Raw genomic sequence first — 24,367 nt, 5'->3', positions numbered from 1 at the left:
AATATGACGACTCTTTACGGCATTAGTAACTGCGACACTATAAAAAAAGCCAAAAAATATTTAACCGATAACAACATTGACTTTAATTTTCATGATTACCGTAAAGACGGCATAAGCCTTGATATGATCACTGAGTTTGCAACGCACATCGACTGGCAAGATCTGGTCAATAAACGTGGCACAACCTATCGCCAATTATCAGATGAGCAAAAACAGAACCTTGATAAAGACACTGCCTTGGCAATTTTGGTAGCACAACCGGCAATGATCAAGCGCCCAGTGCTTATTCGCAACAACAGCTATCATTTAGGTTTTAAACCAGCGCAATACGATGAGATTTTTGCATCATGAATCATCCCGTCATCGAACTTGCGCAAGCCTTAATACAGCGTCGCTCAGTCACCCCTGAAGATGCAGATTGCCAAACTATAATGAATGAGCGATTGGCACAGCTTGGTTTTAATATTGAATCACTGTTTTTTACTGACACCCAAAATACATGGGCGCGAAAAGGCGACAGCTCACCGCACTTTTGCTTTGCAGGTCACACTGATGTAGTACCAACAGGACCAGAAAAGAACTGGCAGCACCCGCCTTTCTCTGGCTTTCTAGCCGATGGCATGTTGCATGGCCGTGGTGCGGCTGATATGAAAGGCTCTTTAGCTGCCATGGTGGTAGCAACCGAGCGATTTGTAACTAAACACCCCGATCATAAAGGCTCAATTTCTTTTTTAATTACCTCTGATGAAGAAGGCCCTTTTATCAACGGCACCACGCGAGTAATCGATACGCTGGAAGCCCGAGGTGAAAAAATAGATATGTGTTTGGTTGGCGAGCCTTCATCGCGTGATGTACTGGGTGATGTCGTTAAAAATGGCCGCAGAGGCTCACTGACTGGCTTTTTAACTGTTAAAGGCATACAAGGTCATGTGGCTTATCCGCAACTTGCTCTAAACCCTATTCATATTGCAGCGCCAATGCTTGCCCAGTTGAGTCAAACGGTATGGGACAACGGCAATGAATTTTTCCCTGCTACTAGTTTTCAGATTTCAAATATTAATGGCGGTACGGGAGCTGGCAATGTGATCCCAGGCGAGCTTGAAGTGCAATTTAATTTTCGCTTTAGTACCGAAGTAACTCATCAGCAACTCCAGCAACGAGTTAACGACATTCTGGCTGAATATGATTTTGCATACGAGCTGAGTTGGATTGTTAACGGTCAGCCATTTATCACCGAAGGCGGCCCGCTTATTGATGCCACGGTTGCAGCTATCAAATCAATAACTGGCTTAGATACCGCACTTGAAACCACTGGCGGTACTTCAGATGGACGTTTTATAGCACAAACCGGCGCTAAGGTTATTGAACTTGGCCCACGTAACGACACCATTCATAAAGTGAATGAGTGCGTTAATTGTGATGATCTCATTGCACTTGCTGATATTTACGAGCAAATTCTAGAGCAACTTTTAACATGATCCCTGCTAAGCTCACATCGCAGCAGTTGGCTGAGTGTGCCTGTGGTAAAGACGAGCTACTGCTTGTTGATTATCAAGATCATAAACTGCATAAAGACATTATTGATGACTTTATGCAGTTGCAAAATGCAGCTCGCGATGCAGGCTTTGCACTGACTATTGCATCAAGCTTTCGTAACTTTGAACGTCAAGCATTGATTTGGAATGCTAAATTTAATGGTCATCGACCGGTGCTCAATAAGCAGCAACAGCCCGTTGATTTAGCCTCCATGACAGACATTGAAAAATGCCATGCCATTATGCTTTATTCAGCCCTACCGGGAAGCAGTCGCCATCACTTTGGTACTGATCTTGATATTTTTGACCAAGCCAGTGTTTCTGATGACTATCAGCTGCAGTTAGAGCCGCACGAATACCAAGACAATGGCCCTTTTGCAGCGCTGACCAAGTGGCTTGATAGTCATTTAGAAAAGTATGGCTTTTATCGCCCTTATCAACATGATTTAGGCGGCGTTGCGCCTGAACCTTGGCATATTAGCCACATAGTGCAATCTGACATTTTACTACAACATCAGAGTTTAACCGTATTAGCTGATACTATAAATAACAGTCAGCTTGCCGGCAAAGCTGCTATTTTGGCGAATTTGCCGCAACTGTATCAGCGTTACGTGCTGAATGTCAGCTCTGCGGTTGTTTAGCCAGTAAAAAAACCAGCACAGCGCCAAGAATAACGGCGCTGGCAATAACAAACTGAATGCTTAGTTCTTCCGCTAAAAATAACATCCCTGCCAGTGCAGCTATCACTGGCACACACAGCTGAACCACTGCGGCTTGACTGCTTTTTAATAAGGGTACGGCAACATACCAAACACTATAGCCAATACCCGACGCAAGAGCACCAGATGCACATGCAAGCGCGATCCCCTGCCAACTGATCCCCGTTAAATAACCAAAACCCACGATCAACAATATCGGTAATGCAAATAAACTACGCACAAAATTAAACGTTGTGGTTTTCAGTGGGGATAGACACACTTTTCCGCGAATACTGTATATCCCCCACGCAATACCGCTAATCGTCATTAATAATGCTGGGCTCATTGACGGCATCGTTGCCGATGGCAGCATTAAATACACAAAACCAATGACAGCGATAATAAATGCACACCACTGTACAGTCGTGAGTCGCTCCTTGTTGAAAATCCCCCAGCCAATCATAGTCAATTGAACAGCAGAAAATAAAATCAACGCGCCAGTTCCAGTGTCCAATTCTACATAGGCAATTGAAAAACATAACGCATAAACCAGTAAGCTAACACTGCTGCGCCAACTACCACGTTCATGCTCTGCATTATTAAGATTGTTATCTTCCCTAGCTACAGACTCTGTTGGTGTTGCTTGTATAAGGAAAATAAATCCTAAACACAATGCGCCACTGAATAGCCGCAAAGCTGTAAAATTCCATGGATCAATGTAATTTTGTGCTAATGCCATACGACATAAAAGAGAATTAGCTGCAAATGCCACTAGGGCGAGTACCGTAAACAGTGTTGCTTTCAAAGTGATCCTTAGTTTTAATCTTGCTAAGCATTAAACCCTATGAGGTGAGTTATTCTATCGTTTAGTAGTCGGCAACCACTCGATCCATTAATTAATCAACATAATAAGAAAATCAGCTACCTGTTTGCCTGAAGTATCTATTTATACAGGATTGCCATAATAGCGCAAAGCTTACCTATTGTTTTGATCATTCGAATGTATCGTGCAACAACTCAGTGACCAATGATCGCGTAACTATTTCTTATAAACACGGTGATTGCTACGCTTTTTTACATTGTTTAACATCTTCTCTGGATTAGATTATGCTAATCTGTATTAACGCTTATAAAAGGAGTGCCATGTGCAACGCAGTGTTATTTTTGGCTTTTGTGTCATGCTAAGTGGATGCAGCACCATTGGGTTTAGTGATCTGTTTTCAGATTACGCTACCCAAATGACGCCTGTACGCCAAGCTATTAAGACCAATAATATCGACCAAGCCCAACAGCTTTTGCCGACTAATGGGCAGTCACATAGTAACTACTTGCTCAATCAATTAGAGCAGGCCCGTTTAAGCAATTTAAATAATCAAAATGAGGCTGCAAAACCACAGTACGAAGCGGTATATCAGCAAATGGAAATAAAACGCCAAGCAGCAAAAATACAAGTAAGCTCAGGGCTTGAACAAAGTAACGCCCTTTTTACCAATGATTCAGTCATTAGCTATACGCCAGCGGCTTATGAAATGAGTATGCTGCACAGTTACCAAGCACTTAATTATATATATCAACATAATATTGAAGGCGCATTAGTCGAAGTTCGCCGTGCAAATAAAGTACAAACAGATGCGTTAACGGCTAATCAAGACGACATAGATGCTAGCGTAAAAGCAGCACAAAAACATTACCCAAGTATGGATGAGGTGATCAAAAACGTAAAAAATGGCTATCAAAATGCGTTTACATTTTATCTGTCAGGTTTGCTCTATCAAAGTAATAAGCAATACGATGATGCCTATATTGATTATAAAAAGGCACTAGAGATCAATCCTGAAAATACCTATTTGCAGCAGGTTGTGCTGCAATTAGCAAAACAGCAAGGGTTTGATCAAGATTTTTCCGAGTATAAAAAACGCTTTGCTGAATTACCAAAACAAGTCGCCAACAGCGGTGACGTTGTGGTCTTGATCGAACAAGGTTTAGTGCCAGAAAAAGATGAATTTGTGTTGCGTCTGCCTATTTATACATCCGGTGGTGATGCCCGTTTTTATAGCTTAGCGATGCCCGTTTATAAAGATAGAGCTTATATACCAGCGGTTAGTGATATTAGTATCGGAACACAGATTTTACCTTTGAGTCCATTGGTAAGAATAGAAGCGTTAGCGGCTAAAACACTTGAAGAGCAAACACCGGCAAGAGTATCGAGGCAAATACTGCGGTTAGTCGCTAAAGAAAAAGTACGGGCAGAGCTGGCTAGAAGTGGCGGCGATGTGGGTAATATACTCGCTAATCTATACAACCTAGCCTCTGAGCAAGCAGATACCCGCAGTTGGTTAACTTTACCTAATCAAATAAGTGTTGCGCGCACCCAGTTAACAGCAGGAGACCATGTTTTAAAACTTGCCAATCAGAAAGACATAAACTTTACGGTTAGTAAGCAAGGGTTAACCTTGATTTATCTAACCTCTATTAACAACTATTTTAATTCCCATGTAGTGCAACTTTAGGAGCTATCATGAAATATTTAGTGCCATTATTAACGGTCTGTCTACTTGCTGCCTGTACCAGTAGACCGACTACATCAGGTATAAGTGTTGAACAAGCTTCAGCGCAATACCAACAACAGCTAAAAGTCGATAATCCTGCACTAGGTAAAAAGCTGGCCATTAGTGATGTAAAGACTCGCCAAACGAATCAATTAACTGATGTTGTTGTCACACTTTCGAGTCAGTATAAAAAATCACAATATTTACAGTATCAATTTACCTGGTATGACGGCGATGGTTTTGTGATCAAAGGCAATCATTCTCCTTGGCAATCATTGACTTTATTCGGTTTTGCTAACGTGCAACTGCCTGGCCTTGCACCTACATCTGATGCGGTTACATTTTCATTAGCGGTACGCGAAGTATCGACACAAGCACAAGAATTTAAAGATTAAAGGACACCATTATGAATACAGTAAACACAACTAAAAAACCAACGCTTAAAACACTCTCGGGTTTTGCGTTGTTAGGTTTGAGTGCGCTTGCCCTCAGTGGCTGTGCCAATAAAGCCGTAGTCAGCTACGGAGACGCACAAGCTGTAGAAACAACTGATATTAACTTCGGTTCAACTGACTTACAAAAAGTCGCCAGCCAAATGACGGATTCACTGTTGGCATCACCTGTGGTCGGCACATTAACAGCTAATACTCGACCAATCGTATTTGTTGAACGTATAAAAAACAAAACCAGTGAACACATTGATACTGAATCAATTACCGATTCAATTTCAACACAATTATTGCGCAGTGGTAAATTTCGTTTTGTTGATATGGGTCGCGTAGAAGCCGCTCGAGAACAATTGAACTTTCAAAATGATGATGCCCTAGTAGACCCAACTAAAGCGATTGCATTTGGCCAACAAGTTGGCGCGCAGTATATGCTTTATGGCAACCTGTCGAGCATCGTAAAATCGAATGCTGATAAAGCCGACGTATACTATAAATTCACAATGCGCTTAATGGATTTAAAAAGTGGCTTAGTAGAATGGGCGGACGAAACAGAAATTCGTAAAACCCGCGAAAAATCAACCTTTGGCTGGTAATTCAGCTGAGGAGGTAAATGATGAATAAACTCATACTTGGGCTGTGTACAGCCCTGCTCATCAGTAATCCAAGCTTTGCCGCATACGAACGCAATAAAGCCGTTCCTGTCCAGCAAGTACTATTTGGCAGTGTTCAATCTGTACGTAATATTACCGAGCAAGAACTTGTTCAAGACAAAAATAGTGGCTGGAAAACCTTTGGCGGTGCATTACTTGGTGGCGTTATTGGTAACCAATTTGGCGGCGGCAGTGGTCGCACCGCAGCGACTATTCTAGGCTCAGTCATCGGTGGCAGTGTGGCGAACAACAGGCAACAAAGCAGCCATTATAATCAATACCACTTAGTCGAGTTAATGATCAAAGTTGAAAACGGTGAACAATTTATGGTGGTACAAGACAAAGACAATCAAATGATATTTAGAACTGGCGACAGCGTGCGCTTAGTATATTTATCAGATAATACTGTCCGCGTTGATAAAGCCTATTAAGCTATTACATTAAACTAAAAAGCGAGCAGTATTAATGCTCGCTTTTTAGTATTTATAACTTTATTACTACGTTAGCTTTGTCTGTAATCGCTGAAAAAGCGTTGCATCTTACTCATAGCAGTCGTTAAATCATCTTTGTTAGGTAAAAATACCAATCTGAAATGATCTGGATTTGGCCAGTTAAATGCTCTTCCGTGAACCAGTAAGATCTTTTCTGCTTTGAGTAAATCTAAAATCATTTTTTCATCATTTTTGATATTAAAACGCTCAGTATCTACTTTGGCAAATGCGTACAATGCTCCTTTTGGTTTTGCACACGAAATACCTTCTATCGCATTTAAACCACGCCATGCAATATCACGTTGTTCGTATAAACGCCCACCGGGATTTATTAAATCATCAATCGACTGTACGCCACCTAATGCTTGCTGGATCGCATATTGTGCCGGCACATTGGCACATAAACGCATAGAGGCTAAGATATCTAAACCTTTACGTAAATCATCCATCAATGCAGTACGGCCACTTAATACCATCCACCCCATACGCAAACCCGCTGCGCGATAGGTTTTTGCTAAGCCATTAAAAGTAATTATCGGCACATCATCACACAGTGCACCAATGGAGCTGTGCGTGATCCCATCGTATAAAATCTTCTCGTAGATTTCATCACTCAATAACAGTAATTTATGTTCACGTGCAATATCAATTAACTGCTGTAAAAGTGCGTCGTCGTATACTGCACCCGTCGGATTATTAGGGTTGATCAGCACTAATGCTTTAGTTTTTGACGTGATTTTACTTCGAATATCAGCAATATCAGGGAACCAATCTTGCTCTTCATCACATAGGTAATGGACTGGATTACCACCCGCAAGTTTGACTGAAGCGGTCCACAATGGATAATCAGGTGCTGGGATCAACACCTCATCATCATTATTCAGCAAGGCTTGGGTCGTCATTTGAATTAATTCACTGACCCCATTACCAATATAAATATTATCGACGTCTAGGTTATATAAACCACGTTGTTGGTAGTGCTGATAAATAGCCACACGGGCTGAGTAGAGGCCTTTGGAGTCACAGTAGCCTTGGGCTGAATACAAGTTACGAATAATATCGCGGTGCATATCTTCAGGCATATCAAACCCAAATGCCGCAGGATTACCAATATTCAATTTTAAAACTTTTTGGCCTTCATCTTCCATTTTGCGAGCCTGAACTAACACCGGCCCACGAATGTCATAACAAACGCCTTGTAATTTATGACTCTTTTTAATTTCTGACATTTTTACCTCTACTAGTGGAACAGCTAGATTAACCTAGTAAAGGGGCTAAATACCAGTGGATTTAATACTTCAAAACTGAAATAAATTCACGTCTGGGTATAGCTAACTAACGGCTTTGTAACCAATCAGTTAACTTAGCTGCTGAACCGGCAACTTGGTTGTCAAGCTGCTGAGCTGCCGCAAGCGCCTGAGAAACATCATTATTATTTAAGCTTTGTTCAATTTCTCTGGCCACCTGAGATAGACTGCTGGCACCAAACTGCGCGGCATTTGATTTTAAACTATGAGCATGGCGACTTGCGACTTGGATATCACTATGTATTGTAGCCAATACTTCAGAGCCTAATCGTTCAAATTCAGCACAACAAAAAGTCAGCGTATCGCTAAATTGCTCGCCTAATAACGATTCCATACTTTCCAATGCGCTTTCATCAATGACTATTGTATTCATTATTCATCCTTTTGTATTTAGCAACACTAAACCAGTAACTTATACTATTTTTATACTTTATCGTTCTATAGAAAAAAAACCAACTAATTGTCTCATTAAGCGTATAATTAGCGGGTTTTTCAACTTATTGCTATTAAACAAGATTATTTTATGTCCCGTTCATTGTGTGTTAATTGTAAACTTAGTCTACAAACGTGCCTTTGTGAAGATTTGTCGGTACTGGAAAATAAACTCAAAGTTATAATTTTGCAGCATCCTAGCGAAGTAAAAATCACTAAAAACACCGCCCGTTTACTCACACTGTGCCTAACGCAATACGACATCATGGTAGGAGAAACGCAGGCTGATTTTGCACAACTAAGCACACTACCCGTTGCCACAACAGCCTTACTCTACCCAGATGATAATGCCATCCTACTGGATGATGAAAGTACCGCAGCACAACAATTTAAAAGCCGGTTAAGTCATCTAATTGTAATCGATGGCACCTGGAAAAAAGCATTTAAGATCATGCAACTTACCCCAGCCCTTGCGGCTTTTAAAAAGGTCAGCTTTACGACGATCCCACAAAACCGATATCGTATTCGCAAAGCTCCCCGTGCAGATAGCCTCTCCACATTAGAAGCGGTTGCACATAGTTTAGCCTTGATTGAGCATATTAACCCTGAACCTCTGTATCACGCACTGGAAGCACTCAACAGCAAACAAACCCAGTTTATGCCTGAGCATGTTAAAGCACGTTATCAAGCCAAATGAGTGCCAATAATCGCTTAAAGCGCGGGTTTTACCGCCAGGGACCGGATTATCGATTTGATGACCAAGTTGACTTTAGTGATATCCGCGATACATTTGGTTTTCGTACTATGGTGGTGGGTAAATGGGTCACCAAAGAAGAGCGCTTTATTAGTGCTAATTTAATTTACGACGCACTAGCCGATTTAGCGCAAATACTGCAAGTGCCGCCAAAGACCATTGGCCTGAGGGGGAAACTCAATTTTGCTTTTGGCCATGGCGGTCAACAACACGTCCAAGCACATTATAATAGCCGTACTCGAACTCTTGCGCTGGCAAAAAATGCAGGTGGTGGCGCGCTGGCGCATGAATGGTTTCATGCGTTTGATCATCACATAACTAAGCACATATTTCCCCAGCATTCGCCACAGCATTTTGCCTCTAAACTTTGGCTGGAGCACACGATTGAGCAAAGTCACCCACTAAACTTAGCATTAAATAAGTTTTACCAAGGAGTATTTCTAGAACCAACCGGTCAACACGCTAATCAATATGTTTTAGACTGTATAGAATTTGATAAACAACAGCAGCAGTTTTATATGAGTATGCCTGAAGAGCTAGCTGCGCGTAGTTTTGAAGCATGTATTGCTTGTAATGAGCAGATCGTTAATCACTTTTTAGTCTCTGGGCTCAATAACTCAGCACTTATTTATCCTAAACACGATAGCTTGAAAATTTGTAATCACGCACTTAATAATTATTTTTCCCAATTAGGTCAACGACTTTTTCAAGATCATTAACAAATACAGTGGTGGTTTCAAGATTTTCTTCAAGCCACTGCATGTAATCGTCAAACGGTAATGGTCGTGAAAAAAAGTATCCCTGACCAACTTCACAGCCATAGCTTTGTAATTTAGCCATACTTTGGCTATCTTCTATCCCTTCGGCCACTACGTATGAACCCAGTGATTTGGCAATATCACAGGTAGCACGACAAATTGTTTGATCATTTTTAGAGTATTCAATATTCATTACAAATTGCTTATCTATTTTTATTTCATCAAAGCCCATTTTGCTCAAATACGCGAGTGATGAATACCCCGTGCCAAAGTCATCAATTGCTATTTTAACGCCAATTAAACGGTAATCATTCAGGGCATTTTTTATATCAACCCCCTCAAAGAGTGTTGCCGATTCCGTTAGTTCTAACATTACATTAGCCGGGTTGAGTTGATGCTCATTCAACAACGTTATAAATAACACTGGTAAATCTTTACGCAGCAAATCTTTAGCCGAAATATTGATAGATACAATATGCTCAGGCAATAATCCAATCATTTTCTTTTGATATTGCAGTGCTTGCGTAATAACCCATTCGGTTAAATCTGAAATTATCCCTGATGATTCAGCAATAGGGATAAATAAATCAGGGGGAACATTACCCAATTGTGGATGCTCCCAACGTAATAAAGCTTCCGCGCCGTGCACTTTACCGGTGTTTAGATATATCTGCGGTTGAAAAAACAAACTAAGCTGATCGCATTCAATGGCTTCTTTTAAAGCTGATGCAATCGCAATGCGCCGTTGCGATAACGTCACATTCTCTATATTAAACATATGCCAGCGTTCACCATGAAGGGGTTTAACCGCCAGTGCTTGCAGCCCTCGCTGGACTAGTTGTAATGATGTACTGGCATGTAGAGGATAATTTGCTACACCGATTTCAACTTTATCAATTAAGTGAATACGTTTATGAGTGAGACCCTCAGCAAAGACACTATTAATCACACATACAAACTGTTCTATTTGGCTTAACTCTAGCTTGCCGATTATCACGACCCCATAAGTACTGTCATCTAACCTGGCAATACAACGACTATGCTGATGGTTAGCTTCAACACACAATACATTCATTGAGGCTAATTGCTGCGCTAATTTGCCCATGGTTAATTTTATCTGCTCATTTACATGTTCATAGCCAAAATTTGCTCGAGCATTAATCAGTACAGCAGGCCTAAATAACAATAAAGAATGTTCGATTGCTAATTTCACCTCGCTATCAAGGCGCTTAATTAGTAACTGTTTATTGGGTAGTTTTGTATCGTCGTCATGAGTAAGACTGTAACTATATTGCTTAACACACTTACGCTCATGAATAAGTAACGCCATCACAGCAGCAATCACATTTACCACCAGTAACACATCGTTAAATTGCTGTATCTGTGCACCTGCCACCAGCGTTGCTTGCCAACATAAAGTTTGTAAAACCACTGCAAACCAGATCAGTACAAACTTAAATTGCATCGCTTTTTTGGTATTACTAAGCCAATAAAAAAATAAATAACTCAGCACCACCAACATAGAACCCAAACACACGGTCACTACAGCAAACTGCACTGATTGCTTCATAAAGCAGCTAAATAGTGCTGCAACACAAAATAAGCTTATATAAAATGTTAACTTATCTTGTCGAGCGTTTAAAAGATTTTGCGACTGTAAATAATGAATAAAGTAAAAGTTGATCACCCCTAAGGCTACAACTTGAAATGAAAACTGTAACTTTGTGTACCATAAAGACGCAAATTCAATATTAAAGTAATTCAACACCCCTTTTGCTATTAAAAACTCACTTAATACACACACTAGGTAAGCAAGTAAATAAAGCGATTTTGCTTGATGAGATAAACCATATACAGTGCCAACAACGGCAAGACACAGCAGTAATAGCCCGGTAATTAAAAAGAAATTTCGCAGTTTAGTGTTGGTCAACTTAGCAAAATGCGTACCTGTAGAAAGCCCAACACTGAGCCATTCATCTTCACTGTGACGAACATAGACTACAGCCCAGCGAGTATCTTCTTCTGTAGGCAAAATTGCATGTGGCAGTACCTTATTAACGTAACGGTATGCATCATTATTTACTTCAGCTAACGGGTTGAAATTCTCATCAAGAGTATAAAAATCAAGCTGTGCTAAATGGGAGTTATCTGCATAAATTACCTCAATCTTTGATTGCGACTGTTTATCCAAATCAATAATAAACCAATAGCCTTGCTCTGCCTTGATACGAACATGTGATAAATCTGTTTTTGAGTCTGTAGCGACAACTTGTTCTAGTAAAGGTTTGGTAGTTTGAAAAGGCGTATTTGCTGGCACTATCCAGCCACTGGAAATCACTTCATCAGCCAGCAAAGGCGTTGTAGCAGTGATGCTAAACAATATTAACAAAATCTTTATACAATATGTTCGCGCTAATATGCTTGCCTGATCCACTGTCACTCCATGTGCATTATATAAATAGTACATTATAAAACTATAATTAAAGTATGGAGGTATTAAGTGAAATTGCCAGTAAATAACCTAAACTTGGGAATAATATGTCAGTAAAATGCTTAAGCAGAGTGTATGGTAATTAAATCGAGTGATTATATTCTTAAGTAATAAAAGGCCTATCAAATGATAAGCCTTTATTTTAAAGCTATATTTTAATTAGTTACTATCATCACTAATACGACTTGCAACTGCGCTGGTTTGATCTTTATATTTAGCATCTTTACGCGTGTTGTACGGATTTTCAGCAGGGCCTGACATGGTCTCAAAGCTCATAGCGCCGATTTTCATCATTGGTCGTAATGCCAACGGCAATTTACCGGAGTTATAAAACTCTAACACGATATTACCAGACCAACCGGGATCAATCCGATGGGCCGTTACATGCACCATTAAACCTAGACGTGCCAAAGATGAACGGCCGTCAAGCCAGCCAACGATATCTGCCGGCAACGTGACTTTTTCATAGGTCATCGCAAGGGCTAATTCACCTGGGTGTAAAAAGAATGCATCGCCCTCTTTTAACACGATTTCATCGCTCATTATTGATTCCATTGCTTTATTAAGCTGATCTTTTGGACCACTTAAATCAACATAAGCTGCTGTATGATCTTGAAATACACGAAACTTATTACCTAAACGTAAATCTGCCGTTACCCCAGAAATCATTTCATCGGTCGGACTTGGCTCAATAATAATACGCTGTTGGGCAATATATTCTTTAATATGGGTATCTGATAATCTCATTAATTAATCATCCGTAATCACAATTTCGACTGAATTATGATGGGGTTGTTGATAGTAAAGCATACTGGCAATCAGCCGCGCAGCATCAGCATATGTTTCACTCACCGCAGCCTGGTTATCCATCGCAATTAATTTGCCTTGCTCTGAGTATTCGCGAATATCAATCGCCAAAGGAATTTGCGACAACACAGGCACACCATGACGCTGAGCTAATTTTATTGCGCCATCCTTGCCAAACACATGATTTGGTTTGCCGCAATGTGAGCATAAAAAATGACTCATATTTTCAATCAAGCCCAATACTGGCACATTCACTTTATTAAACATGGCAATGCCTTTTTGCGCATCAGCAAGTGCTAAATCTTGCGGAGTCGTCACAATCACCGTGCCACTGGCAGGTACTTTCTGACTCATAGTAAGTTGAATATCCCCAGTTCCTGGTGGCATATCTACAATCAGGTAATCAAGTTCACCCCATGCAGTTTCATTTAACAGTTGCGTTAATGCGCCCGACGCCATCGGTCCACGCCAAACTGTGGCATCATCACTAGGCACTAAAAAGCCAATTGATTGTGCTTTGATGCCATTAGCGTCAAATGGTAGCAATTGCTTGTCATTTTTAGCCGTGGGTGTTGCTCCTTCAAGGCCTAGCAACATTGGAATAGACGGGCCATAAATATCCGCATCTAAAATCCCCACTTTCGCGCCTTCAGCTTTGAGTGCGCCCGCTAAATTTACCGCGGTGGTTGATTTACCCACACCACCTTTGCCTGATGCAATCAACACAATATGTTTTATCGCTTTGAACTTACATGCTTCAGTCAGCTCAATGCTTGCGTTAATTGTCACTGCTTGATTAAGTTGTTGGCTTACAAACGCTGCTACCTTTGGCATTTCAGATAACGCAGCAAATGGCAGCGTTAAATGAAGCAATATTGATTTATCATTTTTTGATTCAATGCTTTTAATGAATTTTTCATCAATGCCGACAGCAAAAGCGGCACTGCGATACCCTGCTAAGGCAGTAATAATCGGTTGTTTTTGCACCGATTTAGAGGAGAATAGTTTCGACAATCCAAACATAACAATAAAATAGTGTTTCTTTGATGAAAATTGCCTCGGAATTATGTAACATTCAGGGCATTAACACCAGTCAATTAATGAAAATCGGCCAACCACGAAGGTGTTTCCTTTAGGTTTGCTGATAATATTATGATTTTCATCCGTTCCTTAACAGGAACCGTCAATTCGGAATGATTATGGCACAGCGAAAGATCCTCATTACCAGTGCATTACCTTATGCCAACGGCCCAACACATTTAGGCCATTTATTGGAATATATTCAGACTGATATCTGGTCACGTTTTCAAAAACTACAAGGCCACGAAGCTTATTATGTTTGCGCCGACGATGCCCATGGCACGCCAATTATGCTCAATGCACAAAAGCAAGGGATCACGCCGGAAGAAATGGTAAAAAATGTCAGCATTGAACGTCAACGTGACTTTGCAGACTTCAATATTAAATTTGATAACTACCACAGCACCCACAGCCAAGAAAACAAAGAGTTCAGCGAGCTTATTTATAATCGCTTAAACGATGCCGGTCATATCAAAAAGCATACTATTTCACAGTTATTTGATCCTGAAAAAGGCATTTTCTTACCCGATCGCTTTGTAACTGGTACGTGCCCAACCTGTAAGTCTGAAGACCAAAATGGCGACAGCTGTGACGCATGTGGCGCAACATATAGCCCAACAGAGCTTATCAATCCGCGCTCTGTGATGTCAGGTGCTGAGCCAGTACTTAAAGACTCTGAGCATTACTTTTTTGACCTGCCAGCATTTGAAGGCATGTTAAAAGAGTGGCTTCACTCCGGCACTATTCAGCAAGAAATGGCCAACAAACTAGACGAATGGTTTGCCGATGGCCTGCAACAATGGGATATCAGCCGCGATGCGCCCTACTTTGGCTTTGAAATCCCTGGTGCGCCTGGTAAATATTTTTATGTCTGGCTTGATGCGCCAATTGGTTACATGGCCAGCTTTAAAAACTTATGCGACAAACAAGGCATCGACTTTGATGCATTTTGGCAAGAAGGTTCTGACGCTGAGCTTTACCACTTTATCGGTAAAGATATTATCTACTTCCACAGCTTATTTTGGCCAGCAATGCTTGAAGGCGCAAAATTCAGAAAGCCAACCAATGTATTCGCGCATGGTTTTGTAACGGTTAATGGCGCTAAAATGTCTAAATCGAAAGGCACGTTTATTAAAGCGCGTACATATTTAGAAAACCTCGACCCTGAGTTTTTACGTTATTACTACGCTGCTAAACTTAACAGCGGCATCACCGATCTTGACTTAAACTTAGAAGACTTTGCACTACGTGTAAATTCAGACTTAGTTGGTAAAGTGGTTAACATTGCCAGCCGTTGCGCCGGTTTTATTACTAAAAAGTTTGACGGTAAATTAAGTGACACTGTCATGGAGCCGCAATTATTAGCTGAATTCCAAGCAGCTACCGATACCGTTGCTCAGCACTATGAAAACCGTGATTATAGCCGTGCTATTCGTGAAATAATGGCGCTTGCTGATAAAGCAAACCAATTTATTGATACCGCAGCACCATGGGTATTGATCAAAGACGAAACGAAACAAGAACAAGCTCACCAAGTGTGTTCGCTTGGGCTTAACTTATTCCGCGTGTTAATGACTTACTTAAAACCGGTATTACCGGGTATGGCGGCAAACGTAGAAGACTTCTTAAATGATGATCTATCTTGGCAAGGCGCGCAAACTGCGCTTGTTAGCCACCCTATCAATAAATTTAAACCGTTAATGCAACGTGTAGAAATGGATAAAGTAAATAAAATGGTCGAAGAATCAAAAGAAAGCTTACTCGCTGCAAAAGACAAAATCGATCCAAACAGCCCTTTGGCAAAAGAGCCTATTGCAGCTGAAATCGAATTTGACGATTTTGCCAAAGTAGATTTACGTGTAGCTAAAATAGCCAAAGCAGAGCACGTTGAAGGCGCTGATAAACTACTTAAACTAACGCTCGACTTAGGCGGCGAAACACGCCAAGTATTTGCAGGTATTAAATCAGCCTACGCCCCTGAAGACATTGAAGGCAAACTTACGGTTATGGTTGCCAACCTGAAGCCACGCAAGATGCGCTTTGGCATGTCAGAAGGCATGGTACTGGCAGCAGGCCCTGGTGGAAAAGAAATCTATATTTTGAACCCAGACGACGGCTCAGAGCCAGGTATGCGTGTAATGTAATTCGACTTTAACTAGTTAACACTAAAAAGCCGTTGTTTTAAACAACGGCTTTTTTAATTGCCAGAACAAATTGTTTTTCCAGCACATAAAATTGTGGGTGCTGAGGTTAGCGACCTGCGGCTACCCGGTTAACTTAACGTTTGGATGACCATACCCAAATCATATAATTGGTAAAAGAAAAAATTATAAGTGGTATACCGAAAAACATTAAACCAAAATAAGGCCCTGTTAGTGCTGATATTAAGTAGTAACCTACACCTTAAAAGGCTCACCTGAAATTAACTCAAATATACTTCTTAAAAAGCTCGATAAATACAGAGCTAGAAAGCCCATGCCCAAACCTAAAAGCTGTACTTGGTACTTTTGGTTTGTCTGTGAGTTATTGGAGCAAAGTAATAGCCAACTATAAACCCTGAAAGTGCGCAAAAGCTACCGACGAGATCTGTGCCCAGCCAAATAAATAGTGGCCAACTGGCAAAAGATAAGATGACTGCATATTTCAGCCTTTCAGAAACTCTCAATATGGGCACCATGTTTAGTTAAGTTAACACCCGCATAAATTGCGGAAAATGCTTGGCTATAATTAGCGAAGAATGAGCGCCAGCCAAGCGTTTGAAGTCATTTCTGATGCGTTTATTATACCTTCTTTATCGGTAATTCACTTATTTTATAGACTCGAAAAGGTCCCATACAAAAAGTGATTAAGCCATCATTTTTCTTCGGAGCTCGGTAATTCACAGTAATATAAGCCTCATTTATCGCATCAGTCTTAATTGTAAAGGTTGATACTTTATAATCAGCTAGCTCATGATTGCTTTCAAAAGCATATGGTTCAGAAATAATTGTAGGAACATACAAGGTTACCCTATCAATTTCACCTAGAGATATTACAGCTCTTACAGCCTCAGCAACACCATAATTAACAGGATAATAAACCGTTATTTCTGATAAATCAGCGAAGTTATCTTGAGTTATAAACGCCGCTACTTTCTTTATTTCGCTTTTTTTATCACAAGAAAAAGTTGATATTGAAGTAAATAAAAATAACAAAACTAAAAGTTTCACTGAGCTTCCTTGAAGGTATAACAATTTTATCTACGACATTTATCTTTTTACAAACAGAAAAATATCCATATATTACAATGCATTTATCTTAGCTATCAAACAAACACCTGTAAACAACTAGTTAACTTCACCTCATTTTTTATAAATGCAGCAATACACCAAAATGCTAGAGATCAGTAATATCTGACAAAATCATAAACACTATTTTTATATACAGTTTATTGTTAGGTGAGAGTCAACAACGCTAAATTTAATCGCTAAGCTATTTTAAGTTTTAGCGCTGTTATTTTTTGCACTACTATTCTTTATCAGTGCTATCCTTTACCAGACTATAACAGCGCTTACTATTACTGTAATTCTTTTAGAAGCCTGTTTTTACGTGGTAAATAATAGTCATCGTAATCCAGTGAAACTATCACCCGCTTTGCTCTTCCGAGCAATTCAGCTCTTGGTACTAAGCCTATTACTCGTGAATCAGCACTGTTATCACGGTTATCCCCCATTGCTAAATACATATCTGTAGGGATGATAAGTGGATCAAAATTTTGCATATAAGAGCGCTGCTTAGCGAGTTTTACAGTATGTTTTATGCCATGCAAATTCTCTATTTCCACTCGGTTTATGGCGGTTTCAGCTACAGTTTCGTAATCAAGCTTTTCACCGTTAATAACAAGTTGATTATTAACTAAAGCAACAGTGTCGCCCGGTACACCTATTACTCTTTTTATTAGGCGATTTTGTGCCGCAACAGAATCAAATACAATAATATCGCCGGCCTCTGGCTCGGCTAGTTTAACCAGCGAAATTTTAGTAAAAGGCACTCGTAGGTCATACGCCATTTTATCTGTCAATATACGGTCGCCCTCAACAATGGTTGGCTGCATTGAACCTGTGGGTACTTCGTACCAGTCAGCAACTGCACTTCTAAAAACACACATCAGCGAGATAAATACGATTAACGAGCGATTATTTTTCCATATTTTATAAAGGTATTTCACAGTTTTGTTCCATAAGTTAGTATGTTATTTAATAGACAAAGCAGATATTTATCAGTTCAATCAACTTTGTAACAAGGCGTGTATTACTTCTATTAATTAAGGCTAATAAACTAATACCAGTCGTTTTTCGTAGTGATTTTTTAGTTCTTTTGATGGATACTATTTGGAAACAAATAATAATAACTACGTACATATGGAAATTACACAAGACAGACCAGCGCAAGCTAGCAAAGCTAAGTTTTGCTTAGACTTACTGCCTGGTAAATTAATCGACATTCAGTTCACCAACCCATTAAGTGTCAGATTTAAACTCTCTTTAGTTGGCTATGAAGCTGGTAAGTATTTAATTTTAAAGTACCCTGTCCAAGCAAAAAAAAGCCAATATGCTGATGTGTTAAAAGAAGGCAATGGCGCAATTGTACGCTATATAGTCGAAGGTGAACGTGGGGAGTGCGTCGCTTTTTCGACCACTATATTAGCTATTTCTTTTCGACCAGAAAAGTTACTTTACCTTGCTTACCCTAAGAATATTGAGAGTCGGCAACTGCGTGAAGTCAGCCGTTTACAAACCCATATACCAGCAAAGATTAGCATTAATAAATCGCATAGTTATGGCAGTGAAAATCTATTGCAAGGTTTGATCATCGATATTTCACCGACTGGTTGTCGCTTTACTGTGCATGTTAATTCAGGGTTTTTAGCGCTTAAGAAACGCCCCGTGTTTGTGCATGTTCTATCGCCTATCGACAACAGTGCCGTGGTGATCAGTGCGCATGTGCGCAACAATCAAATGCAGGGAGATCGTTTAAGTGTGGACATCGAGTTTGCCGCACATGAACAACAAAAAATGCAAAACTTATTGGCCGCTTACACGATAGACATTGCTTAATAATTGCATGTTTAACAAATGAGAGTAACTAAATGTACTCTCATTGATAACTCGTTATTGGTTTTTAAACTGCTGCTTAGCTTTTTCAAGCTCACCTTCACCAATACCAAGTGAATCAGCGGCTTCTTTGATTAAATGAGGCTGGGTCATTACTAAGCCCATTAGTGCTTGTAACTTCTCTGGTGGAATACCGAGTTGCTGCACAAGTGCCATTGCCATCATTGGGTTTTGAGTAAATGCTTGAAAAAGTTCGTGTACTTTTTCATCGCTAACATTGTGCTCTTTTAATGTTGCTATAATTGGGTTCATGTTTTTGCCTTAAATCGCTTTATAGTTGCCCATAGTTATATGGGCAAATATTGGTTTTTAAACTACTGAACTAATAATACAACTTTTCCGGCATTTTCGTTTCGTTCAAGAATGGCGTGTGCCTCACCAGCGTCTTGCCAAGGCAACGTTTTATAAATATTAAAATCAAACTGTTGATTTGCTATTTCGTCATAAAATTTTGCTACAAACTCATCGCGTAGTTGGCGTTTAAACGCTTGACTGCGATTGCGCAGTGTTGAGCCATGAAACGAAATACGCTTTTGTAACAAGAGTGCAAAATCTACTTCTGCGAAGCGACCATCTAAAAATGCCAGCATAATTATTTGGCAATCCATGGCGGCGATTGCTGCATTTTTACTTAAATAGCGCCCAGATACCGGATCAACAATCACGTTCGCCGTTAAACCATGGTTTTGCATGTAAACAACAAAATCTTCGGTTTTGTAGTTAATTACATGATCAGCACCAAGCGCTTTGGCATGTTCGCACTTTTCATCGCTACCTGCGGTAATAACAACCGTTGCCCCAATACGTTTAGCCATTTGAATAGCAGCCCCACCTACGCCACTTGCGCCAGCATGGATCAGTGCTGTTTGCCCTGCTTGTAACTTACCAACTTGAAATAACGCACCAAACGCGGTTAAATATACTTCGCTGATCGCTGCACCTTGCGCCATAGTTAAATCACTTGGTAAAGCCATTAATTGTGCTGCATCGACCGCCACATATTCGCTATATGCACCGCCTGCACACAAAGTAAATACCGCTTTATTAAGCCAACTTTGATCAACCTCGGTGCCAAGCTCAATCACTGTGCCTGCGCATTCAAGCCCTAAAATGGGGCTGTCGCCCTGTGGCGCTGGATACTTACCTTGACGTTGCATACAATCAGCGCGGTTCACGCCGATAGCAGCAACTTTAATTAACACTTCATTAGTTTTTAATTGCGGTTTAGCGGTGTCGCTTAATGTTAAATGCTGATCTTGATGAGAAATAAATTGCATTGCAGCTCCTAAATTGATGAGTTAATCGATTTTGCGCCACACTTCGGCCTCGACTAACTTACCATTTTCTGTCAAAGAATGATGCCACAAATCTCCTTCAATTTTGTAATCAAAAGCCATGGTTTTGCCAAGCAACGATTCAATATTACCGTAAGCAAAAGTCTCTACAAATTGTTGGTTTTTTAAGGTGTACTGCCCGCCACCTGCATAATGAAACTGGCCATTTTTTTGGGTGATGTAATTAAAATGAGTGGCGGTTATTAGTTTAACTGAGGTCAGCTCTGGTGCTTTGGCAGTCACATAACCTTGTTCAACTGCATATTTCCCTTCCACAAACTCCCAACTGCCTAATAGCGGGTTAGCTATAACCAGCGGTGAGGTGATAAATAAACTTGCTAATAATAAAGATTTCATGGTTTTCCTTGGTTTTTATTTTATGTAAGCTTACCTTTTTACACACCAAAAATTAATCAGACTTATGGGTAATAACCCCCGGCTGAAATCGCCAACTTTGTTTGTATGGATACACATCAGCCAATTGCCCAGCATTGATATCAGCTTGGCACTGCAGCCAAAAATCAGGACTAAATAAGTCTTGATGTTGCTGGCAAAAATGACTAAATGCTTGCTGATCAGCACTAAAAAACACTTTAAACTGACTCGGGAATACATCATTTTCGGCAACATCAAAATAGCTTTCGCTGCTTAGTTCATCAAAACTATTTTCACTGCTCGGTAAGTCTCTAAAGTTACAATCAGTTAATGGGCAAATTTCATCATAATCATAAAATACCACGCGCCCCCAACGGGTCACACCAAAGTTTTTCATCAACATATCACCGGGGAAAATATTAGCCCCGGCTAACTCTTTAATCGCCTTGCCGTAATCAAGCATTACATTATTCAGTTGTTTATCGTCACATTGATTGATGTATAAATTAAGTGGTGTCATTTTGCGCTCAACGTATACATGCTTAAGCACTAATGCTTTATTTGCAATAGCCATGCTTGAGCCGATACTCGCTCGCATATGGGTAAGCAATTCATCGCTAAAACGATTTAAATCAAATGCTAAATAACGAAATTCATGGGTGTCGACTAAACGGCCGACTCTATCCGCTTGTTTTACAAAGTCGTATTTTGCCATCACCTGTGCTTTGGTTGATGTTTTAGGCGCGCTAAATTTATCTTTTATTACCTTATAAACATAATCTGAGCCAGCAGTGGTAAATACTAGCATTACCATGCCTGGCGTGCCGGGGGCAATAATGTACTTATCATCTATGGGACTATTGTTGGTGGTGTCGACCTTATAGCGATAAAACTCGGTTTTGGCATGTTTAATAAAGCCAATGGCATTGAATAATTCAAATCGTTGCTTATGTGGCATTAGTACTGATAAGTAATCTACATAGCGCGCGGGTTGGTCGGTATCAACCATAAAGTAGGTGCGAGCAAAGCCGAATAATAAACTCAGTTGATCTGCACCCATCATCACCGCATCAAGCTTTAAACCGCTTTGGGTATGTAAAATAGCGACAGCAAAGGGCATGTTATCGCCATTTTTAGCGATACAACGACCTATTAAGTAGCAGGCTTTATTTCTAAAAAACAGTGAATTAGCGTATTCAATATAGCCATCGTTTAAATTCATCAGCTCATACACTTGACGACATTGCTGCTGCGCACCTAACGCCAAAGTACGCTGCAAAATATCAACATCATGAGCTAAATCTGTAAATCCAACCCGAAAAGCTTGTCGATAAATAAGTTGCTCCACCGCCTGGCTAAAGCCATTTTGCAATGAAATACGACTTACTAAATTATCAAATGGCCGAGATTTAGCGCGGTATTTGGCTTTTAAAACAAATAAGTGCACGGTGCGAATTTTTTTATCATCCCAAATCGAGCCAAAAGTTGAATTAAAAAATGTATGCGCAATCGGTTGGTTTTCATGATCTTGCACCATTTGGCCATAAATATGCTTTGCCTGCTGCCACAGTCGCGGATCGTTGAGCTCTTTAAATGCAATGACTCGCACCGCTTCACTAACATTTTTAACTTGCCTTTCATATACTTGTAAACGCTCACGCATTGCCGATTGTACACTTTGCCATTGCCGTTGCTCAAAACGACTTTGTGCACCTAAGGTAATATTTAAAAACTCAGCAAACATCGCTTCAAAGCCTGCGAATACGGCACGCGCTAATTTGGTCGCAATGACTTGCTCAATTGCGTTGTTAGTTTGAGTCGATAACGTATTTGCTGTTTTTAGCTCTAGCATATTTCTATCACTTATGATGACTATGTCTATTTAGTGGTTTACACACCTTAGCAAGCACGCTTTAATTTAGATAATTAATACAGCGAATGAATAAGATTGATCAAATGAATATAAGAAATGTCGATCTCAACTTGCTTGTGTACTTAAATGTACTGATAGATGAGCGAAATGTCTCGAAAGCGGCAAATAAATTAGCATTAACCCAACCTGCAATGAGTAATGCACTAAAACGTTTACGTGATTTATTTGACGATCCGCTCCTAGTACGTGCCGCAGGCTCTATGACTCCTACTGCAAAAGCGCTGAGTTTAAAACCTGAAATAGAAGCGCTGTTAAAAATGGCTGAGGCAATAACCCAACCCAGTGATATGTTTGATCCAACCACTGGCGAACTCACCTTTAGAATTATGGCGAATGATTATTTAGAATCAACGCTAGTCGCGCCTTTTATTACCCAGCAACTCAATAAACATCCAGGACTTAATTTTGATGTGCTTAGCCCCAGCGATGTTAGCCTGCAAGATATGGAAAAGGGCAGCATTGACTTAGCCATCAATCGCTTCAACGGCCTACCACGGTCTTTTCATCAGGCCAGTGTCTGGCGCGATAACTATTGCTGTTTAATGCATCCAGCTAACCCATACTTAAAACAGCCTGATCTAGAGCAATACTTAGCGTCAGAGCATATTTGGGTAAATCGTGCAGGCTGGGGGGCTGAAGCTGCCGTCACGAATAAATCAGGTAGCCAAAAGCTGGGATGGGTAGACGAAGCTCTTTGGCAGCTTGAACAAACCCGTCATATTCGGGTGTTTACTCGTCATTACATGGTGGCAAGTTTGCTATGCCAATCGCCACAACTGATCGCCACACTACCAAGACGACAAGCAATGCTGCTAACTAAACATACCGAGTTAGTGATTAGTCCTGTGCCGTTTCAAATTGTCCCAATTGAAGTAAAAATGCTTTGGAGCCCATTACTGCATCATGCCAGCCCACACCAATGGTTACGCCGCGAGCTGCAAGCGTTCGCTAATACGATTGCTGATCGCTAGAAAGCTCTAATTAAAATGGAGATATCTAGTTATTATTGATTAAATCAATATCAGTTATTGAAAACAACAATTTCATAAATAGTGTGCTTAGGGCTACAGTGAAGTCATACCAAATGAGTTAACCACTAACACTGAGAGACAACATTATGATGCAAACTACAGCAAGCTTCACCCAACAAGACGGATTATTTATCGACGGCCATTTACATGCGTTCATCGAACAACAACTTTGTAAGCAAACCACCCTTGAGTGTAATGATGTTTACCAAGCATTGGCGACTCTGGTTGATGAATTTGGCTGTCAATGTCGTAAAAACAAACATTTTGACAATGACAGTTTAGATGTACAAACGTTATTGCATGCGTATCAAGTTGAGCATAATCACCCGCATTGTCATGTTGATGCACAAACAACAACTGCGGTATTAGATGAATATTGCTGTCAGGTGCCAGCTATTATTGTTGTTGCTTTAATGGATACATTAAGCGGTACACCAAGCGATGAACACAATGCAAAAGCAATTTATCAACGTGCTGCAACACTGACTAATCGCCCTTGCATGTATCGTGCAAAGCTCTACAACGCCAATGCAGCGTAGT

25 protein-coding genes are annotated in these 24,367 nt (G+C 40.4%); 13 read left to right on the top strand and 12 right to left on the bottom strand.

Features of this window, described 5'->3' with window-relative positions; genetic code table 11:
* Positions 1-3: 3 nt before the first annotated feature.
* From H5182_RS07260 to H5182_RS07250, 3 genes are read left to right on the top strand one after another with little or no spacing between them, the layout of a single operon-like run.
* Complete coding sequence (locus H5182_RS07260) at positions 4-351, top strand: ArsC family reductase (RefSeq protein ID WP_182717896.1); 348 nt, start codon at positions 4-6, stop codon at positions 349-351.
* On the top strand, positions 348-1,478 hold the full coding sequence (gene dapE, locus H5182_RS07255; RefSeq protein ID WP_182759801.1) for a succinyl-diaminopimelate desuccinylase: 1,131 nt from the start codon (positions 348-350) through the stop codon (positions 1,476-1,478). Before H5182_RS07260 ends, dapE begins: the two co-directional genes overlap by 4 nt.
* Positions 1,475-2,176, top strand: coding sequence for a M15 family metallopeptidase (locus H5182_RS07250; RefSeq protein WP_182757704.1), 702 nt, complete (start codon positions 1,475-1,477; stop codon positions 2,174-2,176). The genes dapE and H5182_RS07250 overlap by 4 nt, the downstream gene beginning before the upstream one ends.
* Here H5182_RS07250 and H5182_RS07245 read toward each other — a convergent pair.
* Positions 2,157-3,038, bottom strand: coding sequence for a DMT family transporter (locus H5182_RS07245; RefSeq protein WP_182757703.1), 882 nt, complete (start codon positions 3,036-3,038; stop codon positions 2,157-2,159). The genes H5182_RS07250 and H5182_RS07245 overlap by 20 nt on opposite strands.
* A 340-nt stretch (positions 3,039-3,378) precedes the next feature.
* Between H5182_RS07245 and H5182_RS07240 the strand changes: the two genes are divergently transcribed.
* Genes H5182_RS07240 through H5182_RS07225 form a run of 4 tightly spaced genes read left to right on the top strand, consistent with a single transcriptional unit; the run spans position 3,379 to position 6,312 of the window.
* Entirely contained in the window at positions 3,379-4,743 is a 1,365-nt protein-coding gene (locus H5182_RS07240; RefSeq protein WP_182734809.1) for a tetratricopeptide repeat protein, read from the top strand.
* 8 nt (positions 4,744-4,751) lie between these two features.
* The gene (locus tag H5182_RS07235) at positions 4,752-5,177 is read left to right on the top strand and encodes a YcfL family protein (protein ID WP_145233718.1); all 426 of its coding nucleotides are present in this window, start codon (positions 4,752-4,754) and stop codon (positions 5,175-5,177) included.
* An 11-nt stretch (positions 5,178-5,188) separates the two neighbouring features.
* On the top strand, positions 5,189-5,824 hold the full coding sequence (lpoB, locus tag H5182_RS07230) for a penicillin-binding protein activator LpoB (protein WP_145233716.1): 636 nt from the start codon (positions 5,189-5,191) through the stop codon (positions 5,822-5,824).
* A 20-nt stretch (positions 5,825-5,844) separates the two neighbouring features.
* Complete coding sequence (locus tag H5182_RS07225; protein WP_149981188.1) at positions 5,845-6,312, top strand: glycine zipper 2TM domain-containing protein; 468 nt, start codon at positions 5,845-5,847, stop codon at positions 6,310-6,312.
* 71 nt (positions 6,313-6,383) lie between these two features.
* On the opposite strand, the gene H5182_RS07220 is transcribed toward H5182_RS07225, so the two are convergent.
* Together H5182_RS07220 and H5182_RS07215 are read right to left on the bottom strand one after the other, a co-directional pair.
* Positions 6,384-7,601 carry a pyridoxal phosphate-dependent aminotransferase gene (locus H5182_RS07220; protein ID WP_145233714.1) on the bottom strand — a complete coding sequence of 406 codons (1,218 nt, stop codon included), beginning with the start codon at positions 7,599-7,601 and terminating at the stop codon, positions 6,384-6,386.
* A gap of 106 nt (positions 7,602-7,707) precedes the next feature.
* Complete coding sequence (locus tag H5182_RS07215; protein ID WP_145233710.1) at positions 7,708-8,052, bottom strand: Hpt domain-containing protein; 345 nt, start codon at positions 8,050-8,052, stop codon at positions 7,708-7,710.
* A 150-nt stretch (positions 8,053-8,202) separates the two neighbouring features.
* On the opposite strand from H5182_RS07215, the gene H5182_RS07210 reads away from it, so the two are divergent.
* The gene (locus H5182_RS07210) at positions 8,203-8,808 is read left to right on the top strand and encodes a tRNA-uridine aminocarboxypropyltransferase (protein ID WP_182759800.1); all 606 of its coding nucleotides are present in this window, start codon (positions 8,203-8,205) and stop codon (positions 8,806-8,808) included.
* Complete coding sequence (locus H5182_RS07205; RefSeq protein WP_182759799.1) at positions 8,805-9,584, top strand: CLCA_X family protein; 780 nt, start codon at positions 8,805-8,807, stop codon at positions 9,582-9,584. The genes H5182_RS07210 and H5182_RS07205 overlap by 4 nt, the downstream gene beginning before the upstream one ends.
* On the opposite strand, the gene H5182_RS07200 is transcribed toward H5182_RS07205, so the two are convergent.
* From H5182_RS07200 to apbC, 3 genes are all read right to left on the bottom strand, one after another.
* Complete coding sequence (locus H5182_RS07200) at positions 9,535-12,003, bottom strand: bifunctional diguanylate cyclase/phosphodiesterase (RefSeq protein WP_182759798.1); 2,469 nt, start codon at positions 12,001-12,003, stop codon at positions 9,535-9,537. The two genes, H5182_RS07205 and H5182_RS07200, sit on opposite strands and share 50 nt — an antisense overlap.
* A 270-nt stretch (positions 12,004-12,273) precedes the next feature.
* Positions 12,274-12,861: a dCTP deaminase gene (dcd, locus tag H5182_RS07195; protein WP_145233702.1), complete on the bottom strand. Its 588-nt coding sequence runs from the start codon at positions 12,859-12,861 to the stop codon at positions 12,274-12,276.
* A gap of 3 nt (positions 12,862-12,864) precedes the next feature.
* Positions 12,865-13,944, bottom strand: a complete 1,080-nt coding sequence (gene apbC / locus H5182_RS07190; RefSeq protein ID WP_182759797.1) for an iron-sulfur cluster carrier protein ApbC — start codon at positions 13,942-13,944, stop codon at positions 12,865-12,867.
* Between the two features lie 176 nt (positions 13,945-14,120).
* On the opposite strand from apbC, the gene metG reads away from it, so the two are divergent.
* Positions 14,121-16,145, top strand: coding sequence for a methionine--tRNA ligase (gene metG / locus H5182_RS07185; RefSeq protein ID WP_182759796.1), 2,025 nt, complete (start codon positions 14,121-14,123; stop codon positions 16,143-16,145).
* A 636-nt stretch (positions 16,146-16,781) separates the two neighbouring features.
* Here the strand turns inward: metG and H5182_RS07180 are convergent.
* A complete protein-coding gene (locus tag H5182_RS07180; protein WP_182757696.1) occupies positions 16,782-17,210 on the bottom strand; it encodes a hypothetical protein in 429 nt (142 codons plus the stop codon).
* Positions 17,211-17,557: 347 nt separating this feature from the next.
* The gene (gene lepB, locus H5182_RS07175) at positions 17,558-18,208 is read right to left on the bottom strand and encodes a signal peptidase I (protein WP_145233690.1); all 651 of its coding nucleotides are present in this window, start codon (positions 18,206-18,208) and stop codon (positions 17,558-17,560) included.
* Positions 18,209-18,371: 163 nt separating this feature from the next.
* Between lepB and H5182_RS07170 the strand changes: the two genes are divergently transcribed.
* Positions 18,372-19,097: a flagellar brake protein gene (locus H5182_RS07170; RefSeq protein ID WP_259398256.1), complete on the top strand. Its 726-nt coding sequence runs from the start codon at positions 18,372-18,374 to the stop codon at positions 19,095-19,097.
* Positions 19,098-19,151: 54 nt separating this feature from the next.
* Here the strand turns inward: H5182_RS07170 and H5182_RS07165 are convergent, their stop codons facing one another.
* The 4 genes from H5182_RS07165 to aceK form a co-directional block, all read right to left on the bottom strand.
* Positions 19,152-19,406: a DUF2999 family protein gene (locus tag H5182_RS07165; RefSeq protein WP_145233688.1), complete on the bottom strand. Its 255-nt coding sequence runs from the start codon at positions 19,404-19,406 to the stop codon at positions 19,152-19,154.
* Between the two features lie 62 nt (positions 19,407-19,468).
* Positions 19,469-20,431, bottom strand: coding sequence for a zinc-binding dehydrogenase (locus H5182_RS07160; protein ID WP_182759795.1), 963 nt, complete (start codon positions 20,429-20,431; stop codon positions 19,469-19,471).
* A gap of 21 nt (positions 20,432-20,452) precedes the next feature.
* A complete protein-coding gene (locus tag H5182_RS07155; RefSeq protein ID WP_182734820.1) occupies positions 20,453-20,845 on the bottom strand; it encodes a hypothetical protein in 393 nt (130 codons plus the stop codon).
* A gap of 52 nt (positions 20,846-20,897) precedes the next feature.
* Positions 20,898-22,715: a bifunctional isocitrate dehydrogenase kinase/phosphatase gene (aceK, locus tag H5182_RS07150; RefSeq protein WP_145233682.1), complete on the bottom strand. Its 1,818-nt coding sequence runs from the start codon at positions 22,713-22,715 to the stop codon at positions 20,898-20,900.
* Between the two features lie 104 nt (positions 22,716-22,819).
* Here aceK and H5182_RS07145 point away from each other — a divergent pair, with 104 nt between their 5' ends.
* Entirely contained in the window at positions 22,820-23,767 is a 948-nt protein-coding gene (locus H5182_RS07145) for a LysR family transcriptional regulator (protein ID WP_145233680.1), read from the top strand.
* A 149-nt stretch (positions 23,768-23,916) separates the two neighbouring features.
* Complete coding sequence (locus tag H5182_RS07140) at positions 23,917-24,366, top strand: hypothetical protein (protein ID WP_149981184.1); 450 nt, start codon at positions 23,917-23,919, stop codon at positions 24,364-24,366.
* The last annotated feature ends 1 nt before the right edge of the window (position 24,367 follow it).

The organism is Pseudoalteromonas sp. SG44-17, from assembly GCF_014164235.1.
Taxonomy (GTDB): domain Bacteria; phylum Pseudomonadota; class Gammaproteobacteria; order Enterobacterales; family Alteromonadaceae; genus Pseudoalteromonas; species Pseudoalteromonas rhizosphaerae.
The sequence above is the reverse complement of the archived record's forward strand: the minus strand, read 5'-3'. Positions and strand labels throughout refer to the sequence as shown.